Raw genomic sequence first — 19,324 nt, 5'->3', positions numbered from 1 at the left:
GTGTGCCGCGCTCGCTTTTTGGGCAGGCGTTCACGAACGCGATGGTGCTCGCAACAAGCGGAACCATGATCAGGAGTTGCAGTTGGGCTCGCGGCGCGTGTGCCGGCCTTGGCGGCTCTGCCGCCAGTTTGATCCCCGAGAAAGGTGTTCACCGTGGATGCTCAAACACGGGAGCGTGGACCGTCCGCGGAGCAGCCGCACAGGGCGAAGGAAGCTCCGAAGATATCTCCTGATCAGGCCCGTGACGCCACGGACTCGAAGCCGGCCAAGGCGCCGTCGCTGCGAGAGCGGATTCGCGAGCATTGGTTGCTAGCAAGCGTTGGCACCATCGTCTTGCTCGCGGCCCTTATCGGCGGAGTGCTCTATTGGCTCCAGGTGCGCCACTATGAATCCACCGACGATGCCTTCGTCGCCGCGCGCAGCTTTTCCGTGGCCTCCAAGGTTGGCGGCTACGTGACCGACATACCCGTGACGGACAACCAGCATGTCAAAGCCGGGGACCTTCTCGCCAAGATCGACGAGCGCGACTATCGCATCGCCATCGATCAGGCCAATGCGCAGGTCGCGGTCGCCAGGGCGAACATCGCCAATGTCGAGGCGCAGATCGTCTCCCAGCAGGAGCAGATCAAGCAGGCGGAGGCGCAGCTCGAACAGGCCCAGGCCCAGCTTCAGTTCTCGCAGGAGGAATTCGCGCGCGCCCAGGATCTGGTCGAGAAGGGGGCCGGCACCGTGCAGCGCCAGCAGCAGACCCGCTCCGATCTTCAGGCGCAGCAGGCCAACACGGAACGCGCGAAGACCGCTGTGACGGCCGCGCAGGTCGGCATCAAGACGCTGCAGGCGCAGCTCGAGGGCGCCCGGGCGCAGCTCCAGCAGTCGCAGGCGCAGCTCGATCAGGCCAAGCTGAACCTGCAATATACCAGCGTGGTTGCGGCGCAGTCCGGCCGCGTCGTCAAGCTCAGCGGCGCCAAGGGCACTTTCGTGACAGCCGGACAGAGCCTGATGATGTTCGTGCCTGACGAGGTCTGGATCGTCGCCAACTACAAGGAGACGCAGCTCAACGACATGCGGCCGGGTCAGCCGGTCGAGATCCGCATCGATGCCTATCCCGCGCGCAAGCTCACCGGCCATGTCGACTCCGTGCAGCCGGGCTCCGGCACCGCGTTCAGCCTGTTGCCGGCGGAGAACGCCACCGGAAATTACGTCAAGGTGGTGCAGCGCGTGCCGGTGAAGATCGTGGTCGACAGCTGGCCGGCCGATCTGCCCGTTGGTCCCGGCATGTCGGTCGTGCCCTGGACCAGGGTGCGATGACCGACACGGCGCAGGGCAGTGCATCCGCGGGCGGCTGGTCGCCGGAGCGCTCGGCGGCGGGCGGTCATAATCCTTATCTCATCGCGTTCGTCGTCTCGATCGCGACCTTCATGGAGGTGCTCGACACCACCATTGCCAACGTTGCCTTGCGCCACATCGCCGGTGGGCTTGCCGTCGGCATCGACGAGAGCACCTACGTCATCACCAGCTATCTCGTCGCCAACGCCATCGTGCTGTCGATCTCGGGCTGGCTGTCGACCGTGATCGGCCGCAAGCGCTTCTACATGATCTGCGTTGCGATCTTCACGGTCTCCTCGCTTTTGTGCGGCTTCGCCTGGAATCTGCAGGCGCTGGTGCTGTTCCGAATCCTTCAGGGCCTTGGTGGCGGCGGCATGGCGACCAGCGAGCAGGCGATCCTCGCCGACTCCTTCCCGCCGCACAAGCGCGGCCAGGCCTTCGCGATCTATGGCGTCGCGGTCGTGGTCGCGCCCGTGGTCGGTCCGACGCTCGGCGGCTGGATCACCGACACCTACACCTGGCACTGGGTGTTCCTGATCAACGTCCCCATGGGATTGCTGTCGCTGTTCCTGGTCGGCACGCTGGTCAAGGAGCCCTCGGGCGCGGAGGAGGAGAGGGAGAAGCTGCTGAGCAAGGGCCTGCGCGTCGACTATGTCGGCTTCCTGCTGGTCGCGATCGGGCTCGGCTCGCTCGAATACGTGCTGGACGAGGGCCAGCGCAACGACTGGTTCGGCTCGAACATGATCGTGTTCTTCGCGGTACTTTCGGCCATGTCACTGCTTGCGCTGATCCCGTGGGAGCTGACGCGGGAGGATCCCATCGTCGATCTCCGCCTGCTGGGCCGTCGCCAGTTCGCCGCCTGCTTCCTGGTCATGCTTGCGACCGGCGCGGTGCTGATCTCGACGACACAGCTTTTGCCGCAACTGCTCCAGAGCGATTTGAACTACACCGCCATGCTGGCCGGTCTCGCTTTGTCGCCCGGCGGCGTCGCGACCCTGGTGCTGATGCCAGTGGTCGGCCGCCTCGTCAGCAGCGTGCAGCCGAAATATCTCATCATGTTCGGTGCCGCCATCGTCGCCTTCTCGATGTGGCATCTCACGGGCCTTACCGGCGATATCACCTACGGCTATGCCGCGATGTCGCGGATCTTCCTCGCGCTCGGTCTTCCTTTCCTGTTCCTGCCGGTCACGACCGCGTCCTATGACGGTGTGCCGCCCGACAAGACCAACCAGGCGTCGGCGCTGATCAACGTCGCCCGCAATATCGGCGGCTCCATGGGCGTCGCGCTGGCGCAAACAATTCTGGCGCAGCGCCAGCAATTCCACCAGAGCCGCCTGATCGAGCACGCCGCGCCATCGGACCTCGGCTATCAGCAGACCATCGAGACGATGACCCGCTTCTTCCAGGCTCAGGGCTCGAACGCGAGTGATGCAGCCTCGCAGGCGGTCGCCTGGGTCGGCCGCACCTTGCAGCATCAGGTTGATTTGCTCGCTTATATCGACGTGTTCTGGACGCTCGCGATCATCGCGGTGCTGATGATCCCGACGGCCGCGGTGCTGCGCCCGATCAAGCTGGGCGCTCCCGCGCGGGGGCATTGAGCCAATGGCCGTTCGGAGAGAAAGGGTGACCGCGGGGCAAAAGTCTGGCTAGACTGGTCCGAACGTCAAGCAAGAGCCCGGGAGGTAGTTTAAGTGAAGACCGCGATCACCGAACTGTTCGGCATTGAGCACCCCATCATCCAGGGCGGCATGCATTTCGTCGGCTTTGCCGAGCTGGCGGCTGCCGTCTCCAATGCCGGCGGGCTCGGCATCATCACCGGTCTCACGCAGAAGACGCCGGAGCTGCTGGCAAAAGAGATCGCACGCTGTCGCGACATGACCGACAAGCCGTTCGGCGTGAACCTCACTTTCCTGCCGACCTTCGCCGCGCCGCCTTATCCGGAATACATCGCCGCCATTGTCGAAGGCGGCATCAAGTCCGTGGAGACCGCGGGCCGCAGCCCGGAAGCCTACATGCCGGCGCTGAAAGCTGCCGGGATCAAGGTCATCCACAAATGCACCTCGGTGCGCCACTCCTTGAAGGCCGAGCGCATCGGATGCGACGCGGTCAGCGTCGACGGCTTTGAGTGCGGCGGCCATCCCGGCGAGGACGACATTCCCAACATGATTCTGCTGCCGCGCGCGGCGGAGGAATTGAAGATTCCGTTCGTCGCATCCGGCGGCATGGCCGACGGCCGCAGCCTCGTCGCGGCGCTGTCGCTGGGGGCGGCCGGCATGAACATGGGCACGCGCTTCATCGCCACCAGCGAAGCGCCGGTGCATCAGAACGTCAAGAACGCGCTGGTCGCCGCGACCGAGCTCGACACCCGCCTCATCATGCGGAGCCTGCGCAACACCGAGCGCGTGCTGAAGAACGCCAATGTCGACCGCCTGCTCGAGATTGAACGCGAGAAGGGCGACAAGCTGAAGATCGACGACATCCACGACCAGGTCGCGGGCGTCTATCCCAGGATCATGCTGGACGGGCAGATGGACGCCGGCGCCTGGAGCTGCGGAATGGTCGCAGGCCTCATCCACGACATCCCCACCTGCAAGGAACTCGTCGACAGGATCATGGCTGAGGCGGAAACCATCATCCGTACCCGTCTAATGGGGTTTCTTGAAGAGACGGGTGCACCGCGAAAGGTCGCCTGACACCGCCAAACTTCTTAACGACGGCGGCAGCTGACCGCTGGAATTGCGCGCGACGCCTCCTAAATAGAGGTAAATTACCTCTTAACAATCAATTTCAGGAGGCGTCCGTGATTCTGAAGAGCGCTCCTTTTGCAATGGCCGTTGCCCTCGTGCTCGCATGGGGCGGCGTCGCGCGCGCTGACGACTACAAGCCCGACGACTATCTCGGCCTCGATCTTTCGAAGGCGGTGTTGTCGCCCAAGCGGCTCGGGCCCGAAACCCGGTTCGCGCCTGTCGCGCTGGAGGCGCGCGGTGGCAACGAGGCGCAGGCGCGCGCCGAGCCGGTCGACGTGCCGAAGAAGGTCGCCGCCGAACGCGTGCGCGTGTCGGAGCCGAAGGTCGCGCACGTCAAGCCCGCGCAGCCACGCGGCGCGGCACGCACCAAGCTCGCGCATCGCCACGGCAATCCGCTCGACGCGCAGGCGATGGACACCCGGATCCAGACCTGGCCGTGCCGCAGCGGCGGCATCTGCAACTGGAAGCACTAGGTCAGCTCCGAGCCGTCATCCGGCACGTTGCAAAACCGTAGGCCCGCGGTCAAGAAACCGTAAGCCGGGGGACGGTGAGGAAGCACCTAACCCGATCTTGATTGGCCGCCGTGCGTCTGCCGCACTATGCTGTCCGCTCCCGCCACCTCTTTTCCATCCCCGAAGAGTCTGCTCACGCAGCATCGCTGCTGGCCTCCGGCGGGCCGAACGATGTCAGGAACTTGTTCATGGATAATCTCAAGACACAGGGCATCAGCATGCCCAAGCTCGGCCTCGGGACCTTCCGCATGCAGGGCGATACCTGCCGCGCGGCGGTCGAGAGCGCACTGTCGATCGGCTATCGCCATATCGATACCGCCGAGATGTACGGCAACGAAGAACCGATCGGCGCGGCGCTCGCCGCGGCCCGGCTGCCGCGGGGCGAGCTGCACGTCACGACGAAAGTCTGGCACGAGAACCTCAGCCCCGACGCCATCCGCCGCTCTTTCGACGCCAGCCTGACCAAGCTCAGGCTTGACCATGTCGACCTCTATCTCGTGCACTGGCCGTCCAAGGCGGCGAACTGGGGTGCTGTGTTCGAGACCTTGATGACGCTGAAGCAGGAGGGGCGGACGCGGGCGATCGGCGTCGCCAACTTCACCACGGCGCTGCTGAAGATCGCGGTCGAGGACATCAAGGCGCCGATCGCATGCAATCAGATCGAATACCACGCCCTGCTCGATCAATCGAAGGTGCTGGCCTATCTCAACGCCAAGTCGATCCCGCTGGTCGCCTATTGCCCGCTGGCGCAGGGACGCATCGCGTCAGATGAGGTGCTGGCCGAGATCGGCGTCAAGCATAATGCAACTGCGGCGCAGGTCGCGCTGAAATGGCTGCTGGACCAGGACGGTGTGGCCGCGATCCCGAAAGCCTCGCGCCGAGAGAGCCAGCAGGCCAATCTCGACGCGCTGAAGATCACGCTCGACGATGCCGACCGCAACAAGATCGCCGCGCTGCCGAAGGACAGGCGCTGCGTCAATCCCGGCTTCGCACCGGCATGGGACTGAGAGTCGACGCTGGGCCGCACCGCCGGACCCTCTCCCCTTGTGGGAGAGGGTGGCTCGCCGCGCAGCGGCGAGACGGGTGCGGGGTCTCTCTCCGCGCGCACATTTGTCAGTTTGAATTCGCGGAGGGATACCTCTCATCCGGCGCTTCGCGCCACCTTCTCCCACAAGGGGAGAAGGAAGAAGGCACGCAAAGAAAATGGCCCCGTGAAGGGCCATTTCCATATTGCGTTGCGCATTAGTCCCAATGATGACGGTGACCACGCTTGATCACGACGACGCGGTCGCGATGGCGCCAGCCGCGATGCCAGCCGTGATCGCGATGCATGCCGTATTCGGCGCGGGCGCCATACATGCCGTGATGATGACCACCGCGCTTGATCACTACCGTCTCCGCGCTGGCGAGCGTCGGCATTGCAACCGCGAGCGCGCCGACAGCGGCAAGCACATAACCAATCTTCTTCATGATGTCCTCCTCCAATGGAATGCAAATCTAAACGGCGCATTCGCGGGAACGTTCCGGAGGAATCGCAGGAGATTTCTGAACGCCTGTTCAGGTGGGTTAATCGCAGCGCTGTTGTGAAGGTGTTGGCGCGCCGGTCGCGACGTATTTGCCGTCCCTGATCGTGTACTCGCCGCGCTCACTGCGATTGTAGATTGCGCGCAAGCTGCCTTGCTTCGAGAGTAGCAGACCGAACTCGCGCGTCTGCTGCAGCAAGGGGAAGTACACCATCACATTGAGCAGGCCGTCGGGGTTGACCATCGCCGATACCACTTCGTTTTCGTCCTTGGCCTCGCCGAAATTGCGCCGGTACATCACCCTTCCGTCCTTCCGGATCTCGTAAGTCAAGAGCGCGCCCTTCTCGCGGTCGGGCCGGCCGGCGCAATCGACCGCCCATGAGCCGAGCAGGCCCCATTGCTCGACGGTCGCCGCAAGCGACTCGGCACCGGCCGCGGGCGTGAACGCAACCCACAGCACTGCTGCCGCGATAGAGCGGCACAAACAACGTCTCATGTCCTGAAAGGCCCCACCTGCAAAGAATTCCGAAGTGTAGCATCCCGCGCGCCATCGTCCACGCTGACCGCCATTCGCGCGCGAATTTGATCCGCGTCAATGAGGCAGCCCGTTTCCCCGGTAGGATGGCGCTCCCGAAGGGAAATTGGATAAACCGATGCTGAATCAAGTCAGGGATTTCGCAGGCGAGGTGCTGCCGGGGAGCTGCGCCGTGCCGCCTTATTCCGAGAGCGCGTTTCTGGCCGAGCTGGGCGACCGCTTGAAGTCCTCGCGCATGCGCTGCGTCCTGTCGCGGCGGGAGCTCGCCCGCCGCTCCGGGATATCCGAGCGCTACATCGCCCAGATCGAGGCCGGAAAGGGCAACGTCTCGATTGTGCTGCTGCTGCGGCTGGCCTCCGCGATCCACGGCAGCCAGCCCCAGATCGTCTGAAGGCTCAAGCTCGATTCTCCACATTGGCACTGCGGGCCGGCACGCCGAACTCCTTGCGGCAGACCTCGGCCAGCACGGCCACGCCCTCGCGGATCTGCTGATGCGAGGGGCTCGCAAAGCACAGCCGCAGTCGCGATCTGGAGTGGTTTTTGTCAGTCGACCATTCCGGCCCCGGATTGATCGATACGCCGGCGGCAAGCGCGGCCTGATACAGCTTCAGCGTATCCACCTGATCGGGCAGCTTCACCCACAGGAAGATCCCGCCCTTGGGCTCCTCGAACTCGGCGGCCGTCCCGAACTGCTCGTTGACGGCCTCCATCAGCGTATCAAGCTTGGTCCGTAGCGCCTTCGTCAGTGCCGGCACGTGGGTCGAAAAATGCGGCTTGCAATAGGCAGCGAGCACCATCTGCTCCAGCGCGCCTGAGCCGGCGTCCGTCTTCAGCGCCAGCATCCGCGACATCACATCCCAGGGCGCGACGATGAAGCCCACGCGCAGCGCCGGCGCGATCGACTTGGAGAACGAGCCGATATGGATCACGCCGCCGTTCGGGCTCATCGCATGGATCGCCGGCGGCCGCTGTCCCGACCAGACCAGATCGGCATAGCAATCGTCCTCGAAAACAGGCACGCCGTAGTCTGCCGACAGCCGCAACAGCTCGGTGCGGCGGCCCTCCGGCATGATGCTGCCGGTCGGGTTCTGCACGGTCGGAATGGTGTAGATGTATTTCGGACGGATGCCGCGGCCCTTGAGGTCGGCCAGCGTCGTGGCCAGCACGTCCATGCGCATGCCGTCGTTGTCGAGGGGAATGCCAATCACGTTGACTCCGAGCCGTGCCAGGCGGGTCAGCGAGCCCTGATAGCTATCCTGCTCGAAGATCACGGTGTCGCCGCGCGTCAGCAGCGTGGCGTTGACGAGGTCGAGCGCCTGCAGCGAGCCGGACACGATCAGGAGATCGTCGACCGTGCAGTTGATGCCGGCATCGCGCTTGAGTTTTGCCACCAGGAATTCGCGCAAGGGCAGATAGCCCTGGGGACCATGTGCCAGCCCGTAAGTGGCGAGCGAGCGGCCTTCGCGTTGCAGAGCCAGATTGGCCGCCTCGATCAGATCATCGAGCGGCACCTGCTCGGAGTCGTTGTTGCCGCCGACAAAACTGTATTTGGCGAGGCCCGTCCAGCGCGCAGAGGGGGCCGGCAGCCCTGCGGGAAACAGGGGCGCAAAATCGAAGCTGGACGTCATGGGAGCGTTCCTCGTTATTTTCTTTTTGAGCCGGCCGGCGTTGCGTCGGCCATGCCTATTTCTTTTGCCCGCATCCGGCGGACAGACGGCCTTAGTTCTTGCCGGCCGTCCGGGTCGGACGGCCTTGGCTGATGAAAGCGTAATGCGCATTGGCGACGCCGCCAACCATCAAGGCCTCGACAGCAGGCTCGGCGATCTCGCTTGCTGCGGCCCAATCGACCAGGAAATTGGCTCCGGTCCCGCCGCGTACGTCGTCGGTCGGAATGAAGATCGAGACGGTGGCGAGGGGCTTCAACGCGACGGGCGCCTTCAGATAGCTCTCGACCTGCTTGCCTGCGGTGTCGAAATAGGCGATGCGTTTGACGACCAGCGGCTGGGTCTCGGAGGCGTTGTGCACGCTCAAGGTCACCGAGAAGTCGACGCGCAGCTTGCCCTGGCTCATCGCGACACTGGAATAGGCGGGCACGTAGAACCCGCCGGCGACGGCGAGTTCTTCTTTCGGCAGCGCGGTGAGGGAATCTGCAAAGTTTTGTTCGATATTGACCTTGGATTGAGCGGCTGCGGGCACGGAGCAGGCGAGGGGGCATAGCAGCAGTGCAATGGCGAGCCCCATCCGCATGTGACGAATTGCTCGCTTGCCGCAACGCACTCGATCACTAGGGTGCGGCAAAACGGACCAATCTGGCATGCACGAGCTCATTCGCGACATCACTCTCTGTATCCTGTTTGCCTGGATGCTGGGCCTGCTTGCCCACTTCTCCAGGCAACCGCTGATCCTGGCCTATCTTATCGCAGGCTTCTGCATTGGTCCATTTGGCGCCGGCTGGGTCAAGTCGCAGGAATCGATCAGCGTCATCTCCGAGCTTGGCCTGATCTTCATGCTGTTCATGATCGGCCTGGAGATCGACCTGAAGAAGATCGTGCGGGCGGGAAAGGTCATCCTGTTCGCGGCGGGCGGCCAGCTCCTCGGCGGCTGCCTGCTCGGGGTGCTGTTCTTCGTCGGCATCGGCCTGTCGCTCGGGGGCGGACAGTTCGATGCGGTTTACCTCTGTGTCGCCTGCGCGCTGTCGAGCACCGTCATCATCGTCAAGGTGCTCTACGAGAAGCGCGAGCTCGACACGCTGCCCGGCCGCATCACCCTCGGCGTGCTGGTGCTCCAGGACATCTTCGCCATCCTGTTTCTGGCGGTGCAGCCGAGCCTTGCCAATCTGGAAATCAGCGTGATCCTGCTCTCGATCGGGCGGGTCGCGGTGCTGGTCGCCGCGGCACTGCTGGTGAGCCGCTACGTGCTGCCGCGCCTGTTTCACCAGATCGCCCGCCGCCCCGAGTTGATCCTGCTCGGCGCGCTCGCCTGGTGCTTCCTGGTCGCCGAGACCGCCGAGCGGCTGTCGCTGTCGCGCGAGATGGGCGCCCTGATCGCCGGCGTCTCGCTCTCGACCTTTCCCTACGCGCTCGATGTCACGGCCAAGGTCACCACGCTTCGCGATTTCTTCATCACGCTGTTCTTCGTCGCGCTCGGCATGACCATTCCCGTGCCCGGCCTCTCCGTGATCGGACTTGCCCTGATGATCGCGGCGTTCACGGTGGTGAGCCGCCTCGTGACCACCTTCGTCCCGCTCTATCTGATGAAGCAGGGCCTGCGCGCCAGCCTGTTGCCGGCCCTGAATCTCGCGCAGATCTCCGAGTTCTCGCTGGTGGTGATCCAGACCGGCGTTGCCGACCACCACATCGCAGCCCAGACGGCGAACGCGGCCTCCTTCGCCTTCGTGGTGCTGGCGGTGCTCTCGACCTTCGTGATGACCCGCAGCGACGAGATCACCCGCTGGGCGATCGGTCCCCTGAAGCGGATCGGCCTGCGCGATCTCGACCACGGCAATGGCCACGGCGAGGAAGGACACGAGGGCCATGGCGAGGCGCGCCGCATCGTCATCCTCGGCTTTTTCCGTGCGGCGAGCGCGCTGCTGGCCGAGATCGAGCGGCAGGCACCGGTGCTGCTCGAGCAGATCACCGTGATCGACTTCAATCCCAATGTGTACCAGACGCTGCTGTCGCGCGGCCTGCACGTGATCTATGGCGATATCAGCAGCGCCGACACGCTGCTCCATGCCGGCGTCGGCAAATCCGAGATGATCATCCTCAGCGTCCCGGATGCGCTTCTGAAGGGTGCCAGCAACGAGAAGCTGGTCCGCCACGTCCGCACCCTCAACCCGACCGCCATGATCATTGCCACGGCCGATCTGTTGTCGGATGTAGACGAACTCTACGCGGCTGGCGCCAGCTATGTCACCGTGACCCGGCTCAGCGACGCCCATGAGCTGTTCACGGTGATCGAGGCCGCCCAGGCCGGCCTGTTGGCCGACAAGCGGGCCGAGCTCGATCAGCGGCTCGGCGAGCGGCGCGAAGTGCTGCCCTGACCGCTCCCGGCCGGCTTCTCACCGGGCTTAGGCCCGACGCGAGCCGCCCGTCGGGCAGGGCTGCGGTCCGGCATATGCGGTTGCGCCGGGGACACTAGCGCCCCGGCTCAAGTCCGGCTAAGCCTCCGGGCCATAACCGATAGAGATTGGGAAATGCCGGATAACGTCCAGGAAGTCTTGCAGGCCTTTGCCCGGGGTGAGCTCGTGGTCGTCACCGACGACGAAGACCGCGAGGGCGAGGGCGATCTGATCGTCGCCGCCTCGTTCTGCACCGCCGAGAAGATGGCGTTCATCATCCGCCACACCTCCGGCATCGTTTGCGCCCCGATCACCAGCGAAGATGCGCGCCGCCTGCGGCTCGATCCGATGGTGGCCCACAACGACTCAGCGCACACCACCGCATTCACGGTCTCGATCGACTACAAGCCCGACGGCGGCACCGGCATCTCGGCCGAGGAGCGCGCCTCGTGCTGCCGCGCGCTGTCCAATCCCAATGCCGGCGCCAACGACTTCGCCCGTCCCGGTCACATCTTCCCGCTGATCGCCAAGGACGGCGGCGTGCTGCTGCGCTCCGGCCATACCGAGGCCGCGGTCGACCTGTGCAAGCTCTCCGGCCTGCCGCCGGTCGGCGTCATCAGCGAGTTGATGAACGACGACGGCAGCGTGATGAAGGGCGAGCAGGTCGCCCGCTTCGCCGCCCAGCACAAGCTCAAGCACGTCACCATCGCCGACATGATCGCCTACCGCCAGGTGCGCGAGAAACTGATCGAGCGGGTCTCGACCTTCGTCACCGAGAGCCCGATCGGGCCGCTGCAGGGCTATGCCTACCGCTCGCCGTTCGATTCCATCGCCCATGTCGCCTTCGTCTACAACGGCGTCGGCGACGGCAAGAACGTCCTGACACGCTTTCACAAGCCGAACATCGTCAAGGACATCTTCACCGGCCACAAGCGCATGGCGGCGGTGCTCGAGCACTTCAAGAAATCGGGCCGTGGCGTTCTGGTCTATCTGCGCGACGGTGCGGCCGGTGTCCCTGTGGCGCCGCTGCCCGATGAGAGCGCGACCGAGGCCGACCGCAACCGCCAGTGGCGCGAAGTCGGCGTCGGTGCACAGATCCTGCGCGATCTCGGCGTCACCTCGATCCGGCATCTCACCTCCTCGGTGCACGACTACAAGGGCCTTTCGGGCTTCGGCATCGAGATCGTCGCCAACGAGCTACTCGAAAGCTAGCGCTGTGATCCAGGGGTGCGCGAAGCGCATCCCCCGAGGCGCGCCTCGCGGGTCCCCGGGAATCACGCAGACCCGTACATCTGCAACGCAATTGCACTTGTTGCCGCGGCGCTTTACTTTGTCGGGCAAATTTTGACGGAACCAGACGAAAGGACGTTTCATGACCGCGCGCCCTCAGGCCAAGGACAAGCCGGCTTCGGCTTCTTTCCAGTGGGACGATCCGTTCCTGCTCGACGAGCAGCTCACCGAAGACGAGCGCATGGTGCGCGACACCGCGCGCGCCTACGCCCAGGACAAGCTGCTGCCGCGCGTCGCCAAGGCCTATCTCGAAGAGAAGACGGATCGCGAGATCTTCAACGAGATGGGCGAACTCGGCCTGATCGGCATCACGTTGCCGGAGGAATATGGCTGTGCCAATGCAGGCTATGTCGCCTATGGTCTGGTCGCGCGCGAGATCGAGCGGGTCGATTCCGGCTACCGCTCGATGAACTCGGTGCAGTCCTCGCTGGTGATGTATCCGATCTACGCCTATGGCGACGAGAACCAGCGCAAGAAGTACCTGCCGAAGCTCGCCAGCGGCGAGTGGGTCGGCTGCTTCGGGCTGACCGAGCCTGATGCCGGCTCCGATCCGGCCGGCATGAAAACGCGCGCCGAGAAGGTGTCGGACGGCTATCGCCTGACCGGCAGCAAGATGTGGATCTCGAACGCGCCGATCGCCGACGTGTTCGTGGTCTGGGCCAAGTCGGCCGCGCACGACAACCAGATCCGCGGCTTCGTGCTGGAGAAGGGCATGAAGGGCCTGTCGGCACCGAAGATCGGCGGCAAGCTGTCGCTTCGCGCCTCCATCACCGGCGAGGTCGTGATGGACGGTGTCGTGGTTCCGGAAGACGCGCTGCTGCCCAACGTCTCCGGCCTAAAAGGCCCGTTCGGCTGCCTCAACCGCGCCCGCTACGGCATTTCCTGGGGCGTGCTCGGCGCGGCCGAGGACTGCATGCACCGCGCCCGCCAGTATACGCTCGACCGCAAGCAGTTCGGCAAGCCGCTCGCCGCGACCCAGCTCGTGCAGAAGAAGCTCGCGGACATGCAGACCGAGATCGCGCTGGGCCTTCAGGGCTCGCTGCGCGTCGGTCGCCTGATGGACGAGGGCAAGTTCGCTCCCGAGATGATCTCGATCATGAAGCGCAACAATTGCGGCAAGGCGCTCGACATCGCCCGCGTCGCGCGCGACATGCACGGCGGCAACGGCATCTCGATCGAGTATCACGTGATGCGCCACGTCCATAACCTCGAGACCGTCAACACCTACGAGGGCACCCACGACGTCCACGCCCTGATCCTGGGCCGCGCGATCACGGGCATTCAGGCGTTTTTCTGAGCAAACCGCCCCAGTGTGGGATGCGACTGAACTCTCCAATCGCGTCATGGCCGGGCTTGTCCCGGCCATCCACGTCTTAGACCACGCGAAGAACGTGGATGCCCGGCACGAGGCCGGGCATGACGAAGTCAGCAAGGTACGAGCAAGCCATGTCCGGCAACGACGACGTCCCGTTCAACCGCGACTTTCCGCTGAAGCCCGGCATCGTCGAGGAAGTCCGCCCCGGCGTGCGGCGCGTGCTCTGTAACAATCCGAGTCCGTTCACTTTCACCGGCACGGTCAGCTACATCGTGGGCCGGGGCAACGTCGCGATCATCGATCCCGGTCCGGACGACGAGGCGCATGCGGCGGCGCTGCTCGATGCCGTCAGCGGCGAGACGGTGAGCCATATCTTCGTCACCCACACCCACCGCGACCATTCGCCGAACACCGCGCGGATCAAGCGGTCGACCGGCGCGCCAGTTTACGCCGAAGGCCCGCACCGCGCCTCGCGCCCGCGCTTCGAGAGCGAGAAGCACAACCCGGAATCCGGCGCCGACCGCGACTTCGCGCCCGATATCAGGATCGGCCATGGCGACGTGGTCGAAGGAGATGGCTGGCGGCTCGAGGCCGTGGCGACACCCGGCCATACCGCCAACCACCTCGCTTTTGCCTGGCCCGAGCGAAAATTCAACTTCGTCGGCGATCACGTGATGGGATGGTCGACCTCGATCGTGGCCCCGCCCGACGGCTCGATGATCGACTACATGGAATCGCTGGATCGTCTCGCCGCGCGCGAGGAGGATGTGTATTTCTCCGGTCACGGCCCCGAAATTCCAGAAGGCCCGCGCTTCGTGCGCTTCCTGATCCGTCACCGCAAGGCGCGCGAGGCCTCCATCCTGCACCGCCTTGCCAAGGGCGAGACCGACATCCCGACCATGGTCCGGGCGATCTATATCGGCATCGATCCGAGGCTCACCACCGCGGCGGGCTATTCCGTGCTGGCGCATCTGGAAGACCTGGTCGCCCGCGGCGTGGTGGCGACGGACGGCGATCCCGTGATCGGCGGGACCTATCGGATGGCGAACGCTTAGCCTTCCGTCACTTCTTCACCGTCTTCGCCGGCGCCTTCGGCGGCGCCACCGGCGTCTTCTTCACCGGCTTGAGTGCGTCGGCATCGGCGGCGGTGTTGAGATCGTCGATGAATTTCTTCACGCGTGCGGCGTTGCTGCCGAGGTCGCTCTCGAAATAGCGCGAGGCGGAGCGGATATCGACGCGGGAATCCTCGCCGTCGGGCACGACCCGGATGGCGATGTCCTCGCGGAAACCCATGATCGGTGAGCGCGCCACCGCCTCGATGCGGCCGATGCGGCGCGGGGGCTGCGGCGCGCGCTCGTCGATGATCAACCATTTGCGCTTGTTGACCAGCTGAAGCGCGATCGCATAGGCGCGGTCGACTGAAATCTCGAGCTCGATCGGCTCGATATCGGGATAGAATTGACGCTGCTGCTCGGCCGAATAGAGGCCGGCATACACAGCGGTATTGGCACCATCGCCGGTGCGCAGGCGGGCCAGGGCGTCGAAGCGCGGCGGGTCGATCGGGTCGGTGGTGATGTCGTGGATCGCCGGCAGCTTGCGGTATTGCAGGCCGAGATAAGCGGGATAGGCGAGGATCGCGCCGTCGATCAGGAACGCAAGCAGGATGCGCGCCATGCCGCGCGAGCCGTTCTGCCAGATCGCGGCGAAGCCGGCGAGCCCGAACAGGATCGAGAGCGCGGCAATCCCGAGCCCGCCGAAGAAGGTCGCGAGCGCCGGCTTCATCTCCAGGAAGCCGAACCGGACGATGATGATCGAGACAACCACCGCCACCACGGCGAACACGGCCAGATTGCGCGCCCAGCTCGCGAGGCTGGAGACGGGCTCCGACTGGTAGGGAGCGGAAAACCTGCGGGCCATCGGGTCAGCTCTGCCGGGATCTTGGGGACGGTGCCGGCCGATCTGGCACGACGATGGGCCGTTGAGACCACGGCCCGCGGGCAAATTCAAGAGTTCCGCAGAAGGCTGCATCGTCATGGCCGGGCTTGACCGGCCATTCACGTCTTTTTGCCATGAGGACGCGGATGTCCGGGCCGTCGCCGCGCCGAAGGGGCTTTGGCCCCGCAGGCGGGACGAAGCCCGGGCACGACGTCCGAGATGGCCTACGCCGCCGCGTTCGGGAAGCGGTATTCCCTAAACTGATCGCGCAGCGCGGTCTTCAGGATCTTGCCCGTCGCCGTGTGGGGGATACCGTCGACGAAGGCAACGTCGTCGGGCATCCACCATTTGGCGATCTTGCCATCCATGAACTTCAGGATGTCCTCGCGGCTGGCCTGCTGGCCCTGCTTCAGCTGCACGATCAGCAGCGGACGCTCGTCCCATTTGGGATGGAACACGCCGATCACGGCGGCTTCCGCCACCGCGGGATGGCCGACTGCGAGGTTCTCCAGCTCGATCGAGGAAATCCACTCGCCGCCGGACTTGATCACGTCCTTGGAGCGGTCGGTGATCCGCATGTAGCCGGCTTCGTCGATGGTCGCGACGTCGCCGGTGTCGAAGAAGCCGTCCTCGTCGAGAATGTTGGCGTCGACCCGGTAATAGGCCTTGGCGACGGCCGGGCCGGCGACCTTGAGGCGGCCGAAGGTCGTGCCGTCCCACGGCAGTTCCTTGCCGGCATCGTCGGTGATCTTCATCTCGACGGCGAACGGCGCGTAGCCCTGCATCTGGAGCACGTCGAGCCGCGCCTCGCCGGTCGCATTCTGGAACGGCGGCTTCAGCGCCGCGACGCTGCCGATCGGGCTCATCTCGGTCATGCCCCAGGCGTGACGGACGTTCGAGCCCATGTCGAGGAAGGCCTTGATCATCGAACGCGGCATCGCCGAGCCGCCGCAGATCACCATCTTCAGGTCCGGCAGCTTCAGATTGTTCGCGGTCATGTGCTGGAGCAGCATCAGCCACACCGTGGGCACGCCGGCGGTATGCGTCACCCTCTCGGTCGAGAGCAGCTCATAGACCGAGGCGCCGTCGAGCTTGGCGCCGGGCATGACGAGCTTGGTGCCCTGCGACGGCGCGGAGAAGGCGATGCCCCAGCTGTTGGCGTGGAAGAGCGGCACCACGGGAAGCATGGTTTCGGAGGCGCTGGTACCGAGCGCGTCGACATTGTTGGCCATCAGCGCGTGCAGCACGTTGGAGCGATGCGAATACAGCACGCCTTTGGGATCGCCGGTGGTGCCCGATGTGTAGCACATCGCGGCCGCCGTGTTCTCGTCAAAGTCCTTCCATTTAAACTTGCCGTCGGCCTCCGCAATCCAGTCCTCGTAGGCGACCACGTTCTTCAGCGTCGTCTGCGGCATGTGCGCCTTGTCGGTGAGCACGACATAGCGTTCCACGCTTGTCAGCTTGTCGGCGATCTTCTCCAGGACCGGAATGAACGTGATATCGGTCATCACGATGCGGTCCTGCGCATGGTTGATGATCCAGGCGATCTGCTCGGGGAAAAGGCGGGGATTGACGGTATGGCAGATGGCGCCGATCCCCATGATGCCGTACCAGACCTCAAGATGGCGCCAGGTGTTCCAGGCGATCGTTGCGACACGGTCGCCGAGCTTGATGCCGTCGCGCTCCAGCATCTGCGAGACCTTGAGCGCGCGCTTGTGGATATCGGCATAGGTGGTGCGATGGATCGGTCCCTCGACCGAGCGCGTCACGACCTCCTGCTTGCCATGAATCTTGGCGGCGTGTTCGATGATCCTGTGGCAGAGCAGGGGCCAGTCTTGCATCAAACCAAGCATTCCGTCGTTCCTCCGAGAAGCCGCTGGGCGGATTGTCGCTCTCAGCGTTGGGCCAAAGAATTGTCATGAGTTTTAGCCTGCCCGCCTTTCGCCGCAAATGGTCTTATCGCGGCTATATGTCCGTCGGCGCGGCAATGGTTACCGTCGCGCTCGGGCTCGCGGATCGGGCAGAGGCGCGCAAATATGGGTCCCCGCTGGACATCTTTGGTATTGCGGCACCACGGCCGCGCGCCACGGTTCATTCTGCCAATATCTCTGGCAGGATCCCGCTCCCAAGACCTCGCCCCGAGGAGGCCCCCAAGGGGTCGGCCAAGGCATCGGACGAGGCTCCTGCGGAGACCGAAGACAAGCCTTCCGCGGACAAACCTGGCGCCGCCCAGCCCGCCGAAGCCGCGCCGCCGCCCGAGAAGCAGGCCTCGGCGTGCCGCCTCGCGCTGACCGAGGAGATCGCGATCGCGCCTTCGATCCCGGATATCCGCGGCCCCGGCGCCTGTGGCGGCGAGGATCTGGTGCGGCTCGAGGCCATCGTGCTGCCGGACAAGCGCAAGGTGGCGGTCAAGCCGGCGGCGATCCTCCGCTGCACCATGGCATCCGCAATCGCCGATTGGGTGCGCAAGGACGTGGTGCCGCTGGCCGCGAGCCTCGGCTCGACCATCAGCGATCTCGACAATTTCGACAGCTTCGAGTGTCGTGGCCGCAACCGCGTCGTCGGCGCCATGCTGTCCGAGCACGGCAAGGCCAATGCGATCGATGTGCGCGCCATCAAGCTCGCTAACGGGCAGTCGATCGGCCTGACCGACCGCACCATGCCGCGCGAGGTGCGCGAGCGCGTGCTGCATTCGGTCTGCTCGCGCTTTTCGACCGTGCTCGGCCCCGGCTCGGATTGGTACCACGAGGACCATATCCATCTCGATCTCGCGCAGCGGCGCAACGACTACCGGATCTGCCAGTGGAACGTCTGGGATCCGCTGCCGCAGGTTGCCCCGCTGCTGCCGGCGGAACGGCCCGAGGAGGCGCCGCCGCGTGAGGTCGCGGCCAAACCCGAAGCGAAGCCCGAGGCCAAGCCCGAGACGAAGCAAGGAATTGACGACGAGGCGTCGGAGAAGTCGGCTGCCTCCCCAGACAAGCCGGCGGCCGACGGCCAAAAAGCCCGGCCGCACAAGCCGGCAACAAAAAAGCGCCGGTGAGACCGGCGCTTTTGAATGTCAGAGATCAGGTACCTGATCAGTAGCTGCCCGCCTGGCCAGTTTGGCTGCCGCCGAGCGCAAGCCGTGAATTGTAGGGCGAGTCGCCATGCTTGGGCTCGAGCACCACAACGAGGGTGCCGACCTTGACGCGATCATAGAGGTCGATCGCGTCCTCGTTGGTCAGGCGGATGCAGCCCGACGAGATCGACGCGCCGATATATTCCGGCTGGTTGGTGCCGTGAATGCGGAACAATGTGTCCTTGCCGCCGGAGTAGAGATACATCGCGCGGGAGCCCATTGGATTGTCCGGACCGGGGGCGACGAAGGTGGGCACGCCCAGGCGCGAAATTTCGCCGGGGGTGGGGTGCCAGGCCGGCCACTCGGTCTTGCTGCCCACCTTGGCGATGCCCGACCAAGCCATGGCTTCTTCACCGACGGTGATGCCGTAGCGGATCGCCTTGCCGCCATCCAGAACGTAGTAGAGGTAATGGTTGTCGGAATCGACCACGATCGAGCCCGGCGATTCCTTGCGGTGGTACTCAACGATGGCGCGGCGGAACGGCTCTGCGACCGGGGTGTTCTCGTACCGAACCTTGGCAAGGAGTTCCTTGTCCTTCGGCTTGAAGGCCTTGGTGTCGGTCGCTTCAAAATGCGTGGCCTGCATGCAGCCCGACAGCATCAGGCCAGCAGCCAAAATACCCAGCGTAACTTTCAGCGACGACATGATTTGGTTCCAATCGACAACAACAAGCTTTCGTGGAGCTTGAGTAAGCCCAATTCCACGATTCCGTTGGCCCCATTATCGTTGAAATCTGCCACAATTCCAGCCTGACGACGCTTCTCCCGCGCTGCGAGACCTTACCTGTGGCTTTTCTGCCGCAAGTTTTGCGGGCCATAGCCGATTTCTGGGCAAAACGGTCGTAAGTGTCGATTCCGTGCCACAGTTGGGCCATGGCGTCGCCACAAATGCAAACGCTCCGTTAATGTGCTTGTCATCATCAACTTGTCAGAATCGCGCTAAGCGCTGTCAGTCTGTCGCAG

Annotated in this window: 18 protein-coding genes; 11 read left to right on the top strand and 7 right to left on the bottom strand. The window is 64.5% G+C overall.

Going from position 1 to position 19,324, the window contains the following annotated elements; genetic code table 11:
- The first annotated feature begins 153 nt into the window (after positions 1-153).
- The 5 genes from AC0L23_RS24015 to AC0L23_RS23995 all read left to right on the top strand — a co-directional run bounded on the left by AC0L23_RS24015 (position 154) and on the right by AC0L23_RS23995 (position 5,592).
- Complete coding sequence (locus AC0L23_RS24015; RefSeq protein WP_085361383.1) at positions 154-1,308, top strand: HlyD family secretion protein; 1,155 nt, start codon at positions 154-156, stop codon at positions 1,306-1,308.
- Positions 1,305-2,924 carry a DHA2 family efflux MFS transporter permease subunit gene (locus AC0L23_RS24010; protein ID WP_085361361.1) on the top strand — a complete coding sequence of 540 codons (1,620 nt, stop codon included), beginning with the start codon at positions 1,305-1,307 and terminating at the stop codon, positions 2,922-2,924. Before AC0L23_RS24015 ends, AC0L23_RS24010 begins: the two co-directional genes overlap by 4 nt.
- Before the next feature lie 93 nt (positions 2,925-3,017).
- Positions 3,018-4,019 carry an NAD(P)H-dependent flavin oxidoreductase gene (locus AC0L23_RS24005; protein ID WP_085361362.1) on the top strand — a complete coding sequence of 334 codons (1,002 nt, stop codon included), beginning with the start codon at positions 3,018-3,020 and terminating at the stop codon, positions 4,017-4,019.
- Between the two features lie 107 nt (positions 4,020-4,126).
- The gene (locus tag AC0L23_RS24000; RefSeq protein WP_026233109.1) at positions 4,127-4,546 is read left to right on the top strand and encodes a hypothetical protein; all 420 of its coding nucleotides are present in this window, start codon (positions 4,127-4,129) and stop codon (positions 4,544-4,546) included.
- A gap of 227 nt (positions 4,547-4,773) precedes the next feature.
- On the top strand, positions 4,774-5,592 hold the full coding sequence (locus tag AC0L23_RS23995) for an aldo/keto reductase (RefSeq protein ID WP_085361384.1): 819 nt from the start codon (positions 4,774-4,776) through the stop codon (positions 5,590-5,592).
- Positions 5,593-5,827: 235 nt separating this feature from the next.
- On the opposite strand, the gene AC0L23_RS23990 is transcribed toward AC0L23_RS23995, so the two are convergent.
- Together AC0L23_RS23990 and AC0L23_RS23985 are read right to left on the bottom strand one after the other, a co-directional pair.
- The gene (locus tag AC0L23_RS23990; RefSeq protein ID WP_026233110.1) at positions 5,828-6,055 is read right to left on the bottom strand and encodes a hypothetical protein; all 228 of its coding nucleotides are present in this window, start codon (positions 6,053-6,055) and stop codon (positions 5,828-5,830) included.
- 96 nt (positions 6,056-6,151) lie between these two features.
- A complete protein-coding gene (locus AC0L23_RS23985; protein ID WP_473357449.1) occupies positions 6,152-6,604 on the bottom strand; it encodes a hypothetical protein in 453 nt (150 codons plus the stop codon).
- 157 nt (positions 6,605-6,761) lie between these two features.
- On the opposite strand from AC0L23_RS23985, the gene AC0L23_RS23980 reads away from it, so the two are divergent.
- The gene (locus tag AC0L23_RS23980; protein ID WP_018456224.1) at positions 6,762-7,034 is read left to right on the top strand and encodes a helix-turn-helix domain-containing protein; all 273 of its coding nucleotides are present in this window, start codon (positions 6,762-6,764) and stop codon (positions 7,032-7,034) included.
- Positions 7,035-7,038: 4 nt separating this feature from the next.
- On the opposite strand, the gene AC0L23_RS23975 is transcribed toward AC0L23_RS23980, so the two are convergent.
- Positions 7,039-8,271, bottom strand: coding sequence for an aminotransferase-like domain-containing protein (locus AC0L23_RS23975; protein ID WP_018456225.1), 1,233 nt, complete (start codon positions 8,269-8,271; stop codon positions 7,039-7,041).
- 91 nt (positions 8,272-8,362) lie between these two features.
- Positions 8,363-8,890, bottom strand: a complete 528-nt coding sequence (locus AC0L23_RS23970; protein WP_085384117.1) for a DUF3124 domain-containing protein — start codon at positions 8,888-8,890, stop codon at positions 8,363-8,365.
- A 67-nt stretch (positions 8,891-8,957) separates the two neighbouring features.
- Here AC0L23_RS23970 and AC0L23_RS23965 point away from each other — a divergent pair, with 67 nt between their 5' ends.
- The 4 genes from AC0L23_RS23965 to AC0L23_RS23950 all read left to right on the top strand — a co-directional run bounded on the left by AC0L23_RS23965 (position 8,958) and on the right by AC0L23_RS23950 (position 14,363).
- Positions 8,958-10,685 carry a cation:proton antiporter gene (locus AC0L23_RS23965; protein ID WP_085352555.1) on the top strand — a complete coding sequence of 576 codons (1,728 nt, stop codon included), beginning with the start codon at positions 8,958-8,960 and terminating at the stop codon, positions 10,683-10,685.
- A gap of 153 nt (positions 10,686-10,838) precedes the next feature.
- Positions 10,839-11,915, top strand: a complete 1,077-nt coding sequence (gene ribB, locus AC0L23_RS23960; RefSeq protein ID WP_018456228.1) for a 3,4-dihydroxy-2-butanone-4-phosphate synthase — start codon at positions 10,839-10,841, stop codon at positions 11,913-11,915.
- Positions 11,916-12,075: 160 nt separating this feature from the next.
- Positions 12,076-13,290, top strand: coding sequence for an acyl-CoA dehydrogenase (locus tag AC0L23_RS23955; protein ID WP_007594720.1), 1,215 nt, complete (start codon positions 12,076-12,078; stop codon positions 13,288-13,290).
- 149 nt (positions 13,291-13,439) lie between these two features.
- Positions 13,440-14,363 carry an MBL fold metallo-hydrolase gene (locus tag AC0L23_RS23950; protein ID WP_473357452.1) on the top strand — a complete coding sequence of 308 codons (924 nt, stop codon included), beginning with the start codon at positions 13,440-13,442 and terminating at the stop codon, positions 14,361-14,363.
- Between the two features lie 7 nt (positions 14,364-14,370).
- Here the strand turns inward: AC0L23_RS23950 and AC0L23_RS23945 are convergent, their stop codons facing one another.
- The gene (locus AC0L23_RS23945) at positions 14,371-15,225 is read right to left on the bottom strand and encodes a DUF1499 domain-containing protein (RefSeq protein ID WP_085352553.1); all 855 of its coding nucleotides are present in this window, start codon (positions 15,223-15,225) and stop codon (positions 14,371-14,373) included.
- Positions 15,226-15,467: 242 nt separating this feature from the next.
- The gene (locus AC0L23_RS23940; RefSeq protein ID WP_085352551.1) at positions 15,468-17,096 is read right to left on the bottom strand and encodes a fatty-acid--CoA ligase; all 1,629 of its coding nucleotides are present in this window, start codon (positions 17,094-17,096) and stop codon (positions 15,468-15,470) included.
- 65 nt (positions 17,097-17,161) lie between these two features.
- On the opposite strand from AC0L23_RS23940, the gene AC0L23_RS23935 reads away from it, so the two are divergent.
- Positions 17,162-18,283 carry an extensin family protein gene (locus AC0L23_RS23935; protein WP_085352550.1) on the top strand — a complete coding sequence of 374 codons (1,122 nt, stop codon included), beginning with the start codon at positions 17,162-17,164 and terminating at the stop codon, positions 18,281-18,283.
- A gap of 37 nt (positions 18,284-18,320) precedes the next feature.
- On the opposite strand, the gene AC0L23_RS23930 is transcribed toward AC0L23_RS23935, so the two are convergent.
- On the bottom strand, positions 18,321-19,007 hold the full coding sequence (locus AC0L23_RS23930) for a L,D-transpeptidase (RefSeq protein ID WP_018456233.1): 687 nt from the start codon (positions 19,005-19,007) through the stop codon (positions 18,321-18,323).
- Positions 19,008-19,324 lie beyond the last annotated feature (317 nt).

Source organism: Bradyrhizobium sp. MI1.4 (genome assembly GCF_055811315.1).
Note: the sequence above shows the minus strand (reverse complement) of the source record. Positions and strands in the feature narration are given on the sequence as shown.